15 protein-coding genes are annotated in these 16,854 nt (G+C 64.4%); 8 read left to right on the top strand and 7 right to left on the bottom strand.

The genetic code is table 11. The features are described 5' to 3' along the window. The first annotated feature begins 109 nt into the window (after positions 1–109). Together HYH07_RS29670 and HYH07_RS29665 are read left to right on the top strand one after the other, a co-directional pair. Positions 110–589, top strand: a complete 480-nt coding sequence (locus tag HYH07_RS29670) for an Lrp/AsnC family transcriptional regulator (RefSeq protein WP_220005789.1) — start codon at positions 110–112, stop codon at positions 587–589. Between the two features lie 74 nt (positions 590–663). Next, positions 664–975 carry a DUF1272 domain-containing protein gene (locus HYH07_RS29665; RefSeq protein ID WP_220005788.1) on the top strand — a complete coding sequence of 104 codons (312 nt, stop codon included), beginning with the start codon at positions 664–666 and terminating at the stop codon, positions 973–975. Positions 976–1,073: 98 nt separating this feature from the next. Here the strand turns inward: HYH07_RS29665 and fahA are convergent, their stop codons facing one another. The 5 genes from fahA to HYH07_RS29640 form a co-directional block, all read right to left on the bottom strand. Next, positions 1,074–2,345, bottom strand: coding sequence for a fumarylacetoacetase (gene fahA, locus HYH07_RS29660; protein WP_220005787.1), 1,272 nt, complete (start codon positions 2,343–2,345; stop codon positions 1,074–1,076). Positions 2,346–2,454: 109 nt separating this feature from the next. Next, positions 2,455–3,801, bottom strand: a complete 1,347-nt coding sequence (gene hmgA / locus HYH07_RS29655) for a homogentisate 1,2-dioxygenase (RefSeq protein ID WP_220005786.1) — start codon at positions 3,799–3,801, stop codon at positions 2,455–2,457. Positions 3,802–3,803: 2 nt separating this feature from the next. Then, complete coding sequence (locus tag HYH07_RS29650) at positions 3,804–4,760, bottom strand: MBL fold metallo-hydrolase (protein ID WP_220005785.1); 957 nt, start codon at positions 4,758–4,760, stop codon at positions 3,804–3,806. Between the two features lie 18 nt (positions 4,761–4,778). Continuing rightward, positions 4,779–5,003 carry a DUF2783 domain-containing protein gene (locus HYH07_RS29645; RefSeq protein WP_220005784.1) on the bottom strand — a complete coding sequence of 75 codons (225 nt, stop codon included), beginning with the start codon at positions 5,001–5,003 and terminating at the stop codon, positions 4,779–4,781. An 8-nt stretch (positions 5,004–5,011) separates the two neighbouring features. Next, positions 5,012–6,640, bottom strand: coding sequence for an FAD-dependent oxidoreductase (locus HYH07_RS29640; RefSeq protein WP_220005783.1), 1,629 nt, complete (start codon positions 6,638–6,640; stop codon positions 5,012–5,014). Positions 6,641–6,750: 110 nt separating this feature from the next. Between HYH07_RS29640 and HYH07_RS29635 the strand changes: the two genes are divergently transcribed. Both HYH07_RS29635 and HYH07_RS29630 read left to right on the top strand, forming a co-directional pair. Further along, the gene (locus HYH07_RS29635; protein ID WP_220005782.1) at positions 6,751–7,293 is read left to right on the top strand and encodes a MarR family winged helix-turn-helix transcriptional regulator; all 543 of its coding nucleotides are present in this window, start codon (positions 6,751–6,753) and stop codon (positions 7,291–7,293) included. 57 nt (positions 7,294–7,350) lie between these two features. Next, positions 7,351–8,094, top strand: a complete 744-nt coding sequence (locus tag HYH07_RS29630) for a methyltransferase domain-containing protein (protein WP_220005781.1) — start codon at positions 7,351–7,353, stop codon at positions 8,092–8,094. Between the two features lie 315 nt (positions 8,095–8,409). Here the strand turns inward: HYH07_RS29630 and HYH07_RS29625 are convergent, their stop codons facing one another. Continuing rightward, positions 8,410–9,216 carry an N-acyl homoserine lactonase family protein gene (locus HYH07_RS29625; RefSeq protein WP_220005780.1) on the bottom strand — a complete coding sequence of 269 codons (807 nt, stop codon included), beginning with the start codon at positions 9,214–9,216 and terminating at the stop codon, positions 8,410–8,412. Positions 9,217–9,581: 365 nt separating this feature from the next. Between HYH07_RS29625 and HYH07_RS29620 the strand changes: the two genes are divergently transcribed. The 4 genes from HYH07_RS29620 (at position 9,582) to HYH07_RS29605 (ending at position 16,124) form a co-directional block, all read left to right on the top strand. Continuing rightward, positions 9,582–11,099, top strand: a complete 1,518-nt coding sequence (locus HYH07_RS29620; protein WP_220005779.1) for a caspase family protein — start codon at positions 9,582–9,584, stop codon at positions 11,097–11,099. 142 nt (positions 11,100–11,241) lie between these two features. Next, the gene (locus tag HYH07_RS29615; RefSeq protein WP_220005778.1) at positions 11,242–11,907 is read left to right on the top strand and encodes an OmpA family protein; all 666 of its coding nucleotides are present in this window, start codon (positions 11,242–11,244) and stop codon (positions 11,905–11,907) included. Positions 11,908–12,045: 138 nt separating this feature from the next. Further along, positions 12,046–12,975 (top strand): efflux RND transporter periplasmic adaptor subunit, encoded by a 930-nt coding sequence (locus tag HYH07_RS29610; protein ID WP_220005777.1) that lies wholly within the window; start codon positions 12,046–12,048, stop codon positions 12,973–12,975. Further along, on the top strand, positions 12,975–16,124 hold the full coding sequence (locus HYH07_RS29605; protein ID WP_220005776.1) for an efflux RND transporter permease subunit: 3,150 nt from the start codon (positions 12,975–12,977) through the stop codon (positions 16,122–16,124). Before HYH07_RS29610 ends, HYH07_RS29605 begins: the two co-directional genes overlap by 1 nt. Positions 16,125–16,159: 35 nt before the next feature. Here HYH07_RS29605 and HYH07_RS29600 read toward each other — a convergent pair whose 3' ends face one another. Then, the gene (locus HYH07_RS29600) at positions 16,160–16,834 is read right to left on the bottom strand and encodes a Crp/Fnr family transcriptional regulator (RefSeq protein WP_220005775.1); all 675 of its coding nucleotides are present in this window, start codon (positions 16,832–16,834) and stop codon (positions 16,160–16,162) included. Positions 16,835–16,854: the final 20 nt, after the last annotated feature.

The following is a 16,854-nucleotide window of genomic DNA, read 5'->3' as shown; positions in this document are numbered from 1 at the left end:
AATTGCTGCTGGGTAGAACTATCCTTCATGGGGCGCGCAATGAGCGTGCAAACGGGACGCGTTTTCGCTACCTTATGCACGATCCGTGCATGAACTGGACAAATGACGCATGATCCCGGTGGATGCCTTCGACCTCAAGATCCTGGGCGCGCTCCAGGATGACGGCCGCCTCACCAACCAGGAGCTCGCCGAGCTGGCCGGCCTCTCGGCCTCGCAATGCTCGCGGCGGCGGATGCGGCTGGAAGAGGAGAAGGTGATCGCGGGCTATCACGCCGACCTCTCCAGCGAGGCGCTCGGCTTCGGCGTGATCGCCTTCATCCAGGTCGGGCTTGCGACCCACTCGCCTGATAATTCCAAGCGCTTCCGCGCGCTGGTGAACCGGATCGACGAGATCCAGGAGGCCTATTCGCTCACGGGCGATGCCGATTACGTGCTGAAAGCCGTGCTGCGCGACCTCAAGGGCCTCTCCAATCTCGTCAATGACGTCCTGATGCCGCACCAGAGCGTGGCGCATGTGCGCTCCTCGATCGTGCTCGACCGGCTGAAAGAGAGCTCAAAGCTGCCGCTGAAGGATTTGAAGGCTGGCTGAAATCGAGGGAACTACGCCATTCGCGCTGCCCGCGCAGTCTGCGATGATCGAGACCGATCCGGGAGACTTTAGCCATGGCCCTTCAGCTGCGACCGAACTGCGAATATTGCGACCGCGACCTGCCGCCATCAGCCACCGACGCGCGGATCTGCTCCTATGAATGCACATTTTGCGCGGATTGCGTCGAGACAAAGCTGTTCAACGTCTGTCCGAACTGCGGCGGCGGCTTTGCCCCACGCCCGATCCGCCCCACCCAGGAATGGCGGCCGGGCGTCTGCACGAGCAAGCAGGCGCCATCAGACAAGCGGGTGCATTTGAAGTACAGCCTGGAGGACGTCGCGGCGCATTGCGCGCGGGTGCGCAACTTGCCGCCGGAGAAACGGTAGGTCTCGTAGGGTGGGCAAAGGCGCTCTTGCGCCGTGCCCACCATATGCTTGCGGTGGGCACGCTTCGCTTTGCCCACCCTATGGGACCGAACGCGCGGCTATTCCGCCGGCAAAATCGTCCCCTCGACCTCACCGAAACCGATGCGATAGCCGTTGCCCTGGCACCAGCCGCGCATCACGAGGCTGTCGCCATCTTCCAGGAACGCGCGCCTGGCGCCGCCGGGCAATTCCACCGGCTCGGTACCGTTCCAGCTGATCTCCAGAAGGCTGCCGCGCTGGTTCTTCTCCGGGCCCGAGATGGTGCCGCTGCCGAGGAGATCGCCGACATTCATCGCGCAACCGCCGGAGGCGTGGTGCATCAATTGCTGCACCGAGGACCAGTACATGTATTTGAAACTGGTGCGGCTGATGCTCGCCGGCGCATTGCTGCCTGCCGCGCGCAAGGAGACGTCGAGCGCGATATCGTAGTTCTGCGGCCTCACCTGCTTGAGATAATCCAGCGGCACCGGTTGCTGCTCCGGCCCCTTCAGCCGGAACGGCTCCAGCGCCTCGCGCGTCACCACCCAAGGGCTGATCGAGGTCGCAAACGCTTTCGCCAGGAACGGCCCGAGCGGCACGTATTCCCATTGCTGGATATCGCGCGCGCTCCAGTCGTTGAGCAGCACGAAGCCAAAGATCATCTCCTCGGCCTGACTCTCGGTCAGCATGCCGCCCATCGGAGACGGCTGGCCGATCACGACGCCCATTTCCAGCTCGAAATCGAGCCGCTTGCAGGGTGCGAAGCTCGGCACCTCCACGTTCGGCGGCTTCAACTGCCCGCGCGGCCGCTTCACCCTGGTGCCTGACACCACCACGGTGGAGGCGCGGCCATTATAAGCGATCGGCATGTACAGCCAGTTCGGCTGCAGTGCATTGTCCTTGCCGCGGAACATCACGCCGACATTGGTGGCGTGCTCCTTCGAGGAATAGAAATCGGTGTAGCCGGAGACCGCGAAAGGCAGATGCAGCTTTGCCTCGCGCATCGGCACCAGCGCTCGGCTGCGCAGCTCCTCGTTGTCGCGCAACTCCGGATGATCGTGACGGAGCAGCTCGCTGATGCGCGCGCGAGTCTTCGTCCAGATCCTTGGTCCCAGCGCCATAAATGCATTGAGCGAGGGTCCGGAGAAGACGCCAAGCGCTCCGACATCGAGCCCCGAATCCTGCTCGAGCTCCCAGAGGTCGAGCACGTAATCGCCGATGGCGACGCCAACGCGCGGCGTTGGATTGCCAGCGGTCGAGAACACGCCATAGGGCAGGTTCTGGATCGGGAAGTCGGAGGTGGGATCGATTTCGATGAAGGAGCGGAGGGTGGGGTCATTGGGGTGGGGCACGCGAATTCTCCAATCGGAAAATCGTCATGCCCGGGCTTGACCCGGGCATCCATCATTTCAGGGAGGGATGGATCGCCGGGTCAAGCCCGGCGATGACGAACAACAAAACTTACGGCCTATTCGGATCGAACCGCTTTTCCAGGCCCTTCCAGCAATCGGCGTAATCGTCCTGGAGGGTCGACGACTTCGCGGCATGGGCCGTGACGCGCTGCGGGTAGCGGGTCTCGAACATGAACGCCATCGTGCCGGTGAGCTTCACCGGTTTCAGCTCGCCATTGCTGGCGTGCTCGAAGGCGTCGCGATCGGGGCCGTGCGGCAGCATGCAATTGTGCAGGCTCATGCCGCCGGGGACGAAGCCCTGCGGCTTGGCGTCGTAGATGCCGTAGATCAGGCCCATGAACTCGCTCATGATGTTCATGTGATACCAGGGCGGACGGAAGGTGTTGTCGGCGACCATCCAGCGCTCCGGGAAGATGACGAAATCGATGTTCGCGGTGCCCGCGGTCTCCGATGGCGAGGTCAGCACCGTGAAGATCGAGGGATCGGGATGATCGAAGCTGATCGCGCCGACCGGCGAGAAGGCGCGCAGATCGTATTTGTACGGCGCGTAATTGCCGTGCCAGGCGACGACGTCGATCGGCGAATGGGCGAGCTGCGTCTTGAACAGCGAGCCGCCCCATTTCACGTAAAGCTCGGTCGGCGTCTCCTTGTCCTCGTAATTTGCGACCGGCGTGAGGAAGTCGCGCGCATTGGCGAGGCAATTGGCGCCGATCGGCCCGCGCTCCGGCAGCGTGAACGCGCCGCCGTAGTTTTCGCAGAGATAGCCGCGCGCAGGACCGTTCGGAATCTCGACGCGGAATTTGACGCCGCGGGGTATCACCACGATCTCGCCGGGCTCGGCATCGATGCGGCCGAACTCGGTGACGAGGCGCAGGTTTCCCTGCTGGAGCACGAACATCAGCTCGCCGTCGGCATTATAGAAGTGCTGGTCCACCATCGACTTGGTGATGAGATAGACATGCGCGGCCATGCCGGCCTGCGTATCGACGTCGCCGGCCGTGGTCATGGTCTGCACGCCCTGGAGGAAGGTGACCTCCTCCTTCGGCAGCGGCGTCGGATCCCAGCGCAATTGCGCGATCGGCAGATCGTATTCATGGCACGGCGCCGAGCGCCACAGGCCGGCGTCGACCTTTTCGAAGCGGCCGGAATGCTTCACCGAGGGGCGGATGCGATAGAGCCAGGACCGCTCATTGCTGCCGCGCGGCGCGGTGAAGGGTGAGCCCGAAAGCTGCTCGGCGTAGAGCCCGTAGGCGCAGCGCTGCGGCGAATTGCGCCCGATCGGCAACGCGCCCGGCAGCGCCTCGGTCTCAAAACTGTTGCCGAACCCGGACATGTAGCCCGGCGTCACCTGCGCCGAGCTGCGGACGATCTGATCAGGCGAGGTATTGATGTTCATGACTATCCTCCTCCTTGCAGGGCGGCCCACATTTCCTGGTCGCGCTTGTCGGTCCAGATCACGGGATCGTCGATCCCGGATGCTTCATCATAGGCGCGCGACACATTGAACGGCAGGCAGTGCTCGTAGATGGCGAAGCTGGAAAATTTCGGATCCATCACCTCGCGCGTCGCCGCCATCGTCTCCTTCAGCGTGCGGCCCTTGGCGACCGAGATCTCGGCGGCGCCATAGAGCGAGGTGACGAAATCGCGCGTCATCGCGATGGCTTCGCGCACGGTGGCGGTGCCCTTCAGCGCATCGCCGCGGCCGGGCGCAATCGCCTTGGGATTGAAGTTGCGGATCTCGTTCAGCGTCAGCGGCCATTCGCGCAAATGCGCATCGCCGCAATAGCAGGCCGAGTGATATTCGATAAGGTCGCCGGAGAACATCACCTCGGCATCCGGCACCCAGGCGACGATGTCGCCGGAGGTATGGCCGGCCCCGAGCTGCATCAGCCGCACCTCGCGCTTGCCGAGATAGATCGACATCTCGCCTTCGAAGGTCAGCGTCGGCCAGGTCAGGCCGGGAATGCTGGCCGCGTCCTGGAACAGGCGTGGGAAGCGGCCGTATTCGGAATCCCAATCCTGCTGGCCGCGCTCCTCGATCAGCCGATAGGTCTCCTGCGAGGCGACGATGCCCTGCGCGTGATAGGCGGAGGCGCCGAGCACGCGCACGGCGTGATAGTGCGACAGCACGACATATTTGATCGGCTTGTCGGTCACCTTGCGCACGCGTTCGATCACCTTGTTCGCCATCGCCGGAGTCGCCTGCGCGTCGAACACCAGGCAGCCGTCGTCGCCGACGATCACAGCCGTGTTGGGGTCACCCTCGGCGGTGAAGGCATAGAGATCGGCGCCGATCTCGGAGAAGGTGATCTTCTTTTCGGCGAGATCGCCGGTGGATGCGAAGTTCTTCGCCATCAATTCATCCTTACGAAGTTATTGTTGTTGCTGTTGCTGGTGCTGGCCATCGATCATGCGGCGTTTCGCCAACACCAGCGCTTCCCGCAGCACGTCGATGTCGCCGATATGGTTGGCGAGGATCAGCACCAGCGCCGCGTCGAAATCCGCGCTCTGCTCTTCGGTGAGGCCGCGATGCGCTTCGACGATGGCGCGAAAGGCATCGTCAGGCCGCGCGAAGTTGGAGCTGGTTGATAGCGGCATGCCAAACCTCAATTCAAGCCTTGAGCCCGCGACAATGCCGCCGCTACGCCAGCGCGCGTCGGATGGCGGAAGCGTGCCGCGACATAGCCATCGGGCCTGAGCAGATAGGCCGTTTCAGGCGCGGCGTCATAGCGGCTGGCGACGAGGCCCGCGGGATCGGCCAATCCGCCCACCCCGCCGATGCGGATGTCCTTGACGCCGGCGGGCGCATCGAACGCTGCGCCATTGCTGAACGACAGCAAGGCGAAGTCCGTTCCACCTTTCCGGAACGCATCCGTCAGATAGGCCTTCTCGCCCGCGCGCGTCGCAATGGGTGCATCGAGCATGGAACAGCCGGGACGAGGTCCACCGGCCCACGCATCCACATCCGGCGATGACAGCGGCGAGTCGTAGCTGCACGGCACCGAGAGCCGGCCGCCATTGACCATGCGCTTGCCGAACTCGGTCTCCTTGGCCAGCGCCAGCACCGCCTTGCGCAGCCGCGCTTCCTGATGCGAGTTCGGCGCCATGAAATCGGTCGAGCGGGTGGATTCGCGGATGTTCTCGTCGGCCGCCAGGCTGCGCTCGATATGATAGCTCTCGAGCAGGCTCGCCGGCGAAACACCACGCAGCACACGATCGAGCTTCCAGGAAAGATTCTCGGCGTCTTCAAGTCCGGAATTCGCGCCGCGCGCGCCAAAGGGCGAGACCTGATGTGCGGAATCACCGGCAAAGATCACGCGGCCATGAATGAAGCGGTCCATCCGCCGGCACTGGAATTTGTAGAGCGAGATCCATTCGAACTCGAACTTGTCGTGGCCGAGCATGCGCGCGATCCGCGGCCGCACGTTCTCAGGCTTCTTCTCGACGACAGGATCGGCGTAGCGATTGAGCTGGAGATCGATGCGCCAGACATCGTCGGGCTGCCGGTGCAGCAGCGCCGAGCGGCCGGCATGGAACGGCGGATCGAACCAGAACCAGCGCTCGGTCGGGAATTCCGCGGTCATCTTGACGTCGGCGATCAGGAACTGGTCCTCGAACACCTGTCCGGCGAACTCGGCACCAACCATCTGCCGCAGCGAGGAGCGCGCACCATCGCAGGCGACGACATATCGCGCCTGCAGGCGATACGTGCCTTCAGGCGTCTCGATCGTCAGCAAGGCAGAATCATTGCGCTGCTCGAGCGCGCTCACCTTGTTGCGCCAGCGCAGGTCGATCGCAGGCAGATCGCTGATGCGATCGACCAGATAAGCCTCGGCGTAATATTGCTGAAGGTTGATGAAGGCCGGCCGCTTGTGGCCGTCCTCCGGCAACAGGTTGAACTGATAGAGCTGGGACTCGCCATGAAAGATGCGGCCGACGCTCCACACCACGCCCTTGTCGACCATCCGGTCGGCGACGCCAAGCCGGTCCCAATATTCCAGCGAACGCTTCGAGAAGCAGATCGCGCGCGAGCCTTCGCCGATGCGGTCGGCATCGTCCAGAAGAACGACGCGCTGGCCGCGCTGCGCAAGATCAATGGCGAGCGACAGCCCGACCGGGCCAGCACCGACGATCACGACGGGATGCTCGGCCGGACTTTGGCTGGGACGATCCTGGTCGGGGTGGCGGCGATAGCCGAACTGGGTCTTGGCCTTTTGCGTATTGGCCGGCGCCATACACGAACCTCGGCTCTGGTCAGGACAGGACTGATCTGCTAGATAGTCTCACGTGCAACTATTTTGGACCGGAGCCGGCCGGCCGTCAACTGGAATTCGGAGCGCTCTCCTTGGCGAGGACATCAAGCGACATCGCGCTGAAGACGAGAGAAGCAGGCGAGGCTTCCCCACGGCCGAGATCCCGGCTCGATCTGTTCAAGTTCGTGCCGTTCCGCCTCAACCGGCTTGCCGCGGAGGTCAGCTCCGCGCTCGCGGTGGAATATCAGGAACGTCACGGCCTCGACATTCCGGCCTGGCGCGTGATTGCCACGCTCGGCTTCCGCAACGATGCCTGCAGCGCGCAATTTATCTCGCAATGCACCCGCACGCATAAGTCGACCATCAGCCGCGCGGTGACCACGCTCTTGCAAGACGGCCTGATCGAGCGGGTCGAGAACGAGGCCGACCGCCGCGAATTTCGCCTGCAACTGACCAGGAAGGGCCGTGCGCTCTACGAAGAACTGTTCCCGCAATTGCTCCGGCGGGAGGACGAGATCCTCGCCTGCCTGTCGGCGCAGGAACGCAAGCAGCTCTCGACCCTGCTAGGCAAGATCGAGCAAAGCCTCGACCTGATCCAGACCAGCGAAGAGGCCGACGCCAAGCAGGCGTATTAGTGCGCGTACGCGTAGAGGCGCAGACGCCTCAGCCGGTTGAGAAAGCTTGGTGGGCTCGTGAAGGCACTGGCTTATTTCGCGACGCTCCTTGTGGCATTTGCCGCAGCGCGCGCCTACGCCGCTGACATTGGTTATCTGGCTTCGCCCGGAATCGCTGCAAGCGAGTTTCCCTCACCGCAGCGCCCCGTTGCACGGATCGTCAGCCCACGCCGCGCCGCCGAAGAGCGCCGCGACGCCCTCAATGAGGCCGGCCAGATCGCACGCGCCCTCGAACTGAAACCGGGCATGACGGTCGGCGACATCGGAGCAGGCAGCGGCTACCACACGGTCAGGCTCTCGCGCCTCGTCGGACCCGCCGGCTCTGTCATTGCCCAGGACGTCACGCGGGACTACCTCGTCGAACTGGCAAGGCGAACAGAGCTTATGAAGCTGACGAACGTGCAATTCGCGCTCGGCGAACCACACGACCCGCGCCTGCCCGCGTCCTCGCTGGATGCCGCAATCCTCGTGCACATGTATCACGAGATCACCCAGCCCTATGCCTTCCTCTACAATCTCGCGCCCGCCTTGAAGCAGGGTGCGAGGGTCGGCATTGTCGATCTCGAACTTCCGACATCGAAGCATGGCACGCCGATCGCGCTGTTGCGCTGCGAATTGACCGCCGTCGGCTATCGGGAGGTCGCTGCCTATCAGCTCGCAGGAGACACAGGATATCTGGCGATATTCTCCCCGCCGGAGCCAGCGGCGCGAACATCTCCCCGCGATATCGTTGCTTGCGGCGATCCTGCCGTCACGCGGTGACATCGCGCCTGCCGGCGGCTCGTCTCGAAGTCTGAACACGTACGAAGAAGTGGTGCGGCCGGAAGTTATCGGCCGAGGCTCAAACCGGAGAGGGCGCAGCAGCGCAAGTAGCTCTCGGCGCTGCTCGACAAGATCGAGGCGAGCCTCGATCTGATCCGGACCGATGAAGAGGCGGACGCGAAGCAGGGGTATTAGCCCGCTCTGTCATTCCGGGGCGCCGCAAAGCGGCGAGCCCGGATTCGATCTGGCCACAGGTTGCGAGGATGTATGGATTCCGGGCTCGCGCTACGCACGCCCCGGAATGACGCTGCCGCACTATTTCGCAAACGACCGCGTCGGCGGCAGATGCAGCGCCCAGGCGTCGAGCTTGTCGCTGGCGCGCGGATAGATTTCCGTCACAACAGGATCGTGACCGGGAATGTAGCGATCGGGATGCCCGGCGAGGCGTTCGATCGTCTCCCAGCCGGCCGCCATGTCGCCGACATTGTAGACGATCGGGAATGGGCTCCTGCGCTGCAGATTGGCGTAATAATGCGCTGCATCGGACGCCAGCACCACCGGGCCGCGCGCGGTCTCGACCTTGACCACCTGCAAGCCGTCGGAATGGCCGCCGACGCGGTGCACGGTCACGCCGGGCGCGACCTCGCCATCGCCGGAATGGAATGTGACGCGCTCCCCATAGACATGGCGCACCATCTGGGTGACGTGCTCGACCGAGAACGGATGACGCAGCAGTCCGTTACACATGCAGCGGCCGGTCGCATAAGCCATCTCGCGCTCCTGGAGGTGGAAGCGTGCGTTTGGAAAGCGATCGAGATTGCCGGCATGGTCGTAATGCAGATGCGTCACGATGATGTCGCGGATGCTCGATGCGGCGACGCCGAAGCGCTCCAGCGCATCGACCGGATCGAGCGTCAGTTTTCGCGCGCGCAGGCGCGCCTCTTCGGCATTGAAGCCGGTATCGACCAGGATATCGCGGCCCGGCCCGCGGATCAGCCAAACGAAGTAGTCGAGGTCCTGTGCCGCGCTGTCGTGCGGATCCGGCGCCAGAAAATTCATGCTGGGGGTGCGCGGCGACATCGTCGCATAGCGCAAGGCGTAGATTTCGTAGGCGTTTCCCATGACCTTGATCCCGGCTTTTGCTTTTCTGAGTGGACCTTGGCGCACCAAGCCATCGCCGGCCGCAAAGGTCAAACCGCGCGGTTGCAGCGACCCCGGCAGCAATGTGAGACCGATCACATTTTCGTCGCGAGTGCCGGCCTAACATGGCATTCGGAACCCTGAACGAGCTTGCGTCGAGGAGAGCCCTGATCGTCGATCTATTCCCCTCGCCGCCGGCCTGCGCCTCGCGCTCAATTGTCGCGATAGTGCAGAAACTCCAAGCGGTTGACGCCCCCGCTCCCCGGTTTGATAATGCCCTTTGCGTAAGTTAAGGTCGCCGCGGCGCAAGCTGGGAACGGCGCCTTTTTGGCTGGACCGCGCTGATTATGAAAACTCGCTTCCTTTTTCTTCTGCCATTGCTTGTCTTGCTGGTCCCGACCGCTGCGTCGCATGCGGCCGGCGACCGCTTCGCGCTGGTGATCGGCAATGCCAAATATCCCGATGCCGACAGCCCGCTGAAGGAGCCGATCAACGATGCCCGTGACGTCGCCGACGAGCTCAAGCGTGACGGTTTTACGGTCGAGGTCGGCGAGAACCTCACCGGCGACGCCATGCGCCGCGCCTTCGACAAGCTCTATGGCAAGATCAAGCCGGGCGCGGTGGCGCTGGTATTCTACAGCGGGTTCGGCATCCAGTCGGCGCGCCAGAGCTACCTGATCCCGGTCGATGCACAGATCTGGACCGAGTCCGATGTCCGCCGCGACGGGTTTAGCATCGAGGCCATCCTGGGCGAGCTCAACACCCGCGGCGCCGGCGTCAAGATCGCGCTGATCGATGCCTCCAGGCGCAACCCGTTCGAGCGCCGCTTCCGCAGCTTTTCGGCCGGCCTGACGCCGGTGATCGCGCCGAACGGCACGCTCGTGATGTATTCGGCCGCACTGGCGTCCGTGGTGTCGGATGCCGGCGGCGACCACAGCCTGTTCGTCCAGGAGCTGCTCAAGGAAATCCGCGTCCCCGACCTGATGGCCGAGGAAACGCTGAACCGCACCAAGATGGGCGTCACCCGCGCCTCACGCGGCGAGCAGGTGCCCTGGATCTCGTCCTCGCTTGCCGAGGATTTCTCGTTCATTCCGGGGGCGAGCGGATCGCGCCCGGCGGAAACGCCGCCGGCGCCTCCCGCACCGCCGCCGGCCCCTGTTGCCAGCAATCCGCCTCCGTCTCCGCCCGCTCCGCCTGCCCCTGTGGCTGCGAATAATCCGCCGGCGCCGCCGGCACCTCCATCACCGCCGCCGCCCTCGCCGAAGCCGCAGGTGGACGCCGCGCTGCCTCCGCCACCACCGCCGGTCAAACCGGCCGAGCCCGCTCCGCCGGCAAATGCGGACGGCGGCCCGAGCGCGGCCGCACTGCAGGAAGATCCCACCATCAAGAGCCTGACGGCCAAGATCGCCGCCAATCCTGACGACGTGAATGCGCTGTACCGGCGCGGCCAGGTCTATGCAAGCAAGGGAGCCTACACCCTCGCCATCAAGGATTTCGACGACACGCTGCGGATCAATTCGAAGGACGTCGAGGCCCTGAACAATCGCTGCTGGACCCGCACCGTGGTCGGCGATCTCCAGGGCGCGCTGAAGGACTGCAACGAGGCGCTGCGGCTGCGGCCGAATTTCGTCGATGCACTGGATAGCCGCGGGCTGGTGAACCTCAAATCGGGCGCGGTGAAGAACGCCATCGCCGATTTCGACGCCGCCTTGAAGATCAACCCGCGCCTGACCTCCTCGCTTTACGGCCGCGGCGTGGCCAAGCAGCGCAACGGCTCGACCCAGGAAGGCTCGCTCGACATCGCCAATGCCAAGGCGATGGATCCGAACATCGTGCAGGAATTCGCAAGTTACGGAGTGCGTTGATATTTTTTTGATTTCGGACGGACGGCGCCTCGAACCCTGGCGCCCCGGCCAAGACTAACCGAATGGATGCCGCAGGCGACCTGGCCGTGGGCCACTTGCAGAAATTTTGGAACCGCGCGGGCTCGCGCAGGAGGGACAGATAATGAATTTGGCCGCAAGAGGACTGACCGCAATCCTGTCCATCGTCGCCCTCGGTGCCGTGCTATCGCTCCCGCCCGCCTTCGCCGGCGACGACGGCAACAGCAAGAACGTCACCGAGGACGAGATTGTCCGGGCCCTGGCGCCGCCGCCGAAAAAGCCCCTGACCCGCGGCCTTTCGATCGGCCCGCAGGCGGATCCCGTCCCGACCGCGGCGGAGACCAAGTTGATCCAGTCCGTCCGCGGCCGCGCCACGCGCTCGCTCTCCTCGACCGAGCGCGAGGAGATCGCGACCGCCGCCAAGGACAAGCCGAATATCGATCTCGAAATCACCTTCGACTACAACTCGGCCGATATCAGCGCCAAGTCGCTGCCTTCGGTGCAGGCGCTCGGCCGTGCGCTGACCAGCCCCGAGCTCAAGGGCTCGACCTTCGTGGTGGCAGGCCACACCGACGCCGCCGGCGGCGAAGCCTACAATCAGGATCTGTCGGAACGCCGCGCGGATTCGATCAAGCGCTATCTGGTCGAGAAGTACAGCATCGCCGCCACCGACCTCGTCACCGTCGGCTATGGCAAGAGCAAGCTGAAGGATCCGAGTCAGCCGCTGGCCGAGGTGAACCGGCGCGTGCAGGTCGTCAATATGGAAAACAAGACCACCGCATCGAAGTGACGCAATCGGTTGAAGGCGACAAGTCCTGATGTGGTGTAAACTATTGGTCCCAGCGCGCGTCCCGCAGCCCTGCGGGACGCCGCTTCGTTTCAGGGATTCGTTCCCGACAACCCCGAACCAGGCCAGGATGATCCGGCGATGAACATCTCCGAATATCTCAAGCCTGCAGGAACCGCGGCGTTCATTCTTGTGCTCGGCGTCGGCTATTACTGGTTCGAGCATCGGCATCGCCCCGAGGCGAAGGAGACGCCGGGCGAGGCGCTCGTCATCGTCACGAAGTCGACCAATGCCTGCTTCTCCGACCTCGTGCGCGTGACCGGCTTCTTCGTGCCGCGGCGCGAGGCCGTGGTCATGGCCGATCAGGAGGGATCGAAGGTCACCGACCTGTTCGTCACCGAAGGCACCATCGTCACCGAAAATCAGGAGCTGGCGCGGCTGACGGCGCCGCCGCAGATCCCCGGCCAGCCGCAACGGCCGGGGCCGCAGGGTCCAATCTCCCTGAAGGCGCCGGCGCCGGGTCTCATCACGGAAGTGCGCACCATCGTGGGTGCGCCGGCCTCGCCGCAGGCGGGACCGATGTTCCGTATCGCCGTCAACAATGAGATCGAGCTGGACGCGCAGGTCCCGGCCGTGCACATGCCCAAGCTCAGCACCGGCGCGACGGTGCGGATCAGCCGGGACGACGCTGCCGATCTGATCGGCCGGGTCCGCCTGGTCGCGCCCGAGATCGACCGCGCCACGCAGCTCGGCCGCGTCCGCATCAGCGTCGCCAACAATCCCTCGCTGAAGGTCGGCGTGTTTGCCCGCGCCTCCATCGACGCCAAGCGAAGCTGCGGCGTCGCGGTTCCCAAGACCGCGATCGACCATCTCACCGTGCAGGTGGTCAAAGGCAATGTCGTCGAGACGCGAAGGGTGCGCGTCGGGCTGACATCCGACAGCCAAACGGAAATCCTCGACGGGGTCGAGGTCGGCGAGATCGTCGTCGCCGACGCCGGCTCTTCGCTGCATGACGGCGACCAGATCAAGACCATGTTCGCCGATGAACTCGATCGCACGCGGGTACGCTAATGGCTCTCAATATCTCGGCATGGTCGATCCGCAATCCGCTGCCGTCGGTGGTCTTCTCGATCATCCTTCTGATCCTCGGCTGGACCTCCTTCACCAAGCTCGCCATCACCCGGCTGCCTTCCGCCGACATTCCCGTCATCTCGGTCGCCGTCTCGCAGTTCGGCGCCGCACCGGCAGAGCTCGAATCCCAGGTTACCAAGACGGTTGAAGACGCCGTCTCCGGCGTCGAGGGCGTCAGGCACATCACCTCCTCGATTACCGACGGCGTGTCGGTCACCACCATCCAGTTCGCGCTGGAAACCAACACTGATCGCGCCCTCAACGACGTCAAGGACGCGGTGACTCGCGTGCGCTCGAACCTGCCGCAGAACGTCACCGAGCCGCTGATCCAGCGCGTCGACGTGATCGGCCTGCCGATCGTCACCTACGCCGCCATCTCGCCGGGCAAGACGCCGGAGCAGCTGTCTTATTTCGTCGATGACGTGGTCAAGCGCGCGCTGCAAGGCGTGCGCGGGGTCGCGCAGGTCGAGCGCATCGGCGGCGTCGAGCGCGAGATCCTGGTCTCGCTCGATCCCGATCGCCTGCAGGCGATGGGGCTGACGGCCGTCAATGTCAGCCAGAGCCTGCGCGGCACCAATGTCGACGTTGCCGGCGGCCGCGCCGAGATCGGCAAGAACGACCAGGCGATCCGCACCCTGGCCGGCGCCAAGACGCTCAGCGACCTCACCGGCACCATGGTCCCGCTGTTCGGCGGCGGCGAGGTGCGCCTGGACGATCTCGGCACCGTGACCGACACCATCGCGGATCGTCGCACCTTCGCCCGCTTCAACGGCGAGCCGGTGGTCGCGCTCGGCATCAAGCGCTCCAAGGGCGCCAGCGACGTGAAGGTCGCCGAGGCCGTGCAGAAGCGCATCGACGCGCTCAAGGCCGCCTATCCCGATGTCGATCTCAAGCTGATCGACACCTCCGTCGACTACACCAACGGCAATTACGAAGCGGCGATCTCGACCTTGTTCGAGGGCGCCATCCTCGCCGTCGTCATCGTGCTGCTGTTCTTGCGCGATTTGCGCGCCACCATCATCGCGGCGGTCTCGCTGCCACTGTCGATCTTCCCGGCGTTCTGGGCGATGGACATCCTCGGCTTCTCGCTCAACCTCGTCAGCTTCCTCGCCATCACGCTGTCGACAGGCATCCTGGTCGACGACGCCATCGTCGAGATCGAGAATATCGTGCGGCACATGAACATGGGCAAATCGCCCTACCGCGCCGCGCTGGAAGCCGCCGACGAGATCGGCCTCGCCGTGATCGCGATCTCGCTGACCATTATCGCCATCTTCGCGCCCGCGAGCTTCATGTCCGGTATCGCCGGGCAGTTCTTCAAGCAGTTCGGCATCACCGTCTCGGTGCAGGTGTTCTTCTCGCTGCTCGCGGCACGCTTCGTCACGCCGATGCTGGCGGCCTACTTCCTCAAGCACCATGCGCACGAAGAGCCGCCGCCCGGCCGCATCCTGCGCACTTATCACAGCATCGTCTCGTGGTCCGTGAAGCACTATTTCATCACCGTGCTGATCGGCTTCGGCATCTTCGCGGCCTCGATCTGGAGCATCACGCTGCTGCCGCAGGGCTTCCTGCCGGCGCAGGACAGCGCCCGCTCGCTGCTGGCCCTCGAACTGCCTCCGGGCACGCAGCTCGCCTATACCGAGAAAGTCACCGAGGACATCGTCGCGCGTCTGCGCCAGCGGCCCGAGGTGAAGAGCATCTTCGTTGACGGCGGACGCGTTCCACCGGGCACGCAGGAAGTCCGGCGCGCCTCTCTGATCATCAATTACACACCGAAGAACGACCGCAAGATCACCCAGCGCGAGCTCGAATTTTCGATCAGCCAGGAGCTGGAGAACGTCCCTGATATCCGCTTCTGGTTCCTGGACGAGAACGGCCTGCGCGCGATCTCGCTGGTGGTGACCGGTGTCGACCCAAATATCGTCAACAACGTCGCCAGCGAGCTTGCGACGCAGATGAAGCGGATTCCGACCATCTCCGACGTGATCTCGGAAACCTCGCTGGAACGTCCCGAGCTGCGCATCGAGCCGCGTGCCGATCTTGCCGCGCGGCTCGGCGTCTCGACCGAAAGCCTGTCGCAGACCATCCGTGTCGCGACCATCGGCGACGTCGGTCCGGCGCTTGCCAAGTTCGACGTCGGCGACCGCCTGGTGCCGATCCGCGTGCAGCTCGAGGATGCCGCCCGCGGCAATCTCAAGACGCTCGAGCAGCTGCGTGTTCCGCTCGGTGAGCACGGCGAGAAGGGCGGCGTGCCGCTCGCTGTCATCGCCGACGTCAAGCTCGACCAGGGCCCGACCAGCATCAACCGCTACGACCGCGAGCGGCAGGCCACCGTCGCCGCCGACCTCGTCGGCTCCGCAGCGCTCGGCGATGCCACCAAGAAGATCTACGAACTGCCTGTCATGAAGAGCCTGCCGAAGGGCGTGAAGGTCTCGCCCTCCGGCGATGCCGAAAGCCTCAACGAGCTCTCCGACGGCTTTGCCACCGCCATCACCGCAGGCCTGATGATGGTCTATGCGGTGCTGGTGCTGTTGTTCGGCACCTTCCTGCAGCCGATCACCATCCTGTTCTCGCTTCCGCTCTCGATCGGCGGCGCGATCGCAGCGCTGCTCGTCACCGGCAAGCAGCTCACGACGCCGGTCTGGATCGGCATCCTGATGCTGATGGGAATCGTCACCAAGAACGCGATCATGCTGGTGGAATTCGCCATCGAATCCATCCATGCCGGCAAGCCGCGCGAAGAGGCGATGATCGACGCCGGCATGAAGCGAGCCCGTCCGATCGTGATGACCACGATCGCGATGGCCGCCGGCATGATGCCGAGCGCGCTCGCGGTCGGCGCCGGCGGCGAGTTCCGCTCGCCGATGGCGCTCGCTGTGATCGGCGGCCTGATCTTTTCGACCATCCTGTCGCTGGTGTTCGTCCCCGCGATGTTCATGGTGATGGACGACATCGGCGCGCTGATCTGGCGCTTCGGCAAGCGGATGATCGTGCACAGCGCGGATGCAGAGACGGGGGATCATCATGGCGCTGCGACGCCGGAAGCGCCGCCGATGCCGAAGAGCGTTGTGCATCCGGCCGCTGAGTAGCGGCGGCTCCAACGAGGAGCGGCGTCGCCAGGCCCCTACTCGTTCCGGGCGATCGCGGTCAGCTTGGTCATGTTCCGCAGCAGGATGCGGCCACGCTGCAGGTCCAGGATCGCTTCCTTGCGCCAAGCCTGAAGCTGGCGGTTGACGCTCTCGCGCGCGGCACCGACGAAGACACCGAGCTGCTCCTGCGAGATGTGCACCTCGGAGCCGAAATCGGCGGCCAGCGCGCAGAGCCGTCGCGCCAGCCGCACCGGCAACGGCTGCAACATCGACTCTTCCATGCGCTCGCTCTGCCAGCGGATCCGCTGGCACAGCAGTGCGATGATTTTGATCGCGACCTTCGGCTCCCGCTCGAGGAAGGCGAGGAAATCTTCGCGCCGCAACACGAACAATTCGCTGGTCTCGCCCGCGGTCGCATCCGCAGTGCGACTCTGGCCGTCCAGCACCGCGACTTCGCCGAACAGATCGCCCGGACCCATGAAATTCAGCGTCAGCCGGCTGCCGTCGGAGGCGCCGGTCTCGATGCGGACCTGGCCGCGGCGCACGCCGAACAGCGCGTTACCCGGGTCACCCTTCTGGAACAGCACCTCGCCGCTCGCCAGATGCTGGGTGTGGCAGAGATTGGACAAACGCTGGAGTTCGTCCGCGCCAAGATCGGCGAACATGGCATTCATTTTCAGAATGACCGCAAATTCGGCCTGCTTGCTCATTTCAGCGTCCTTGTGAATTC

Origin of the sequence: Bradyrhizobium sp. BR 10261, from assembly GCF_019455395.1 — a bacterium.
Lineage (GTDB): Bacteria > Pseudomonadota > Alphaproteobacteria > Rhizobiales > Xanthobacteraceae > Bradyrhizobium > Bradyrhizobium manausense.
This window is presented reverse-complemented; position numbering and strand designations above follow the sequence as displayed.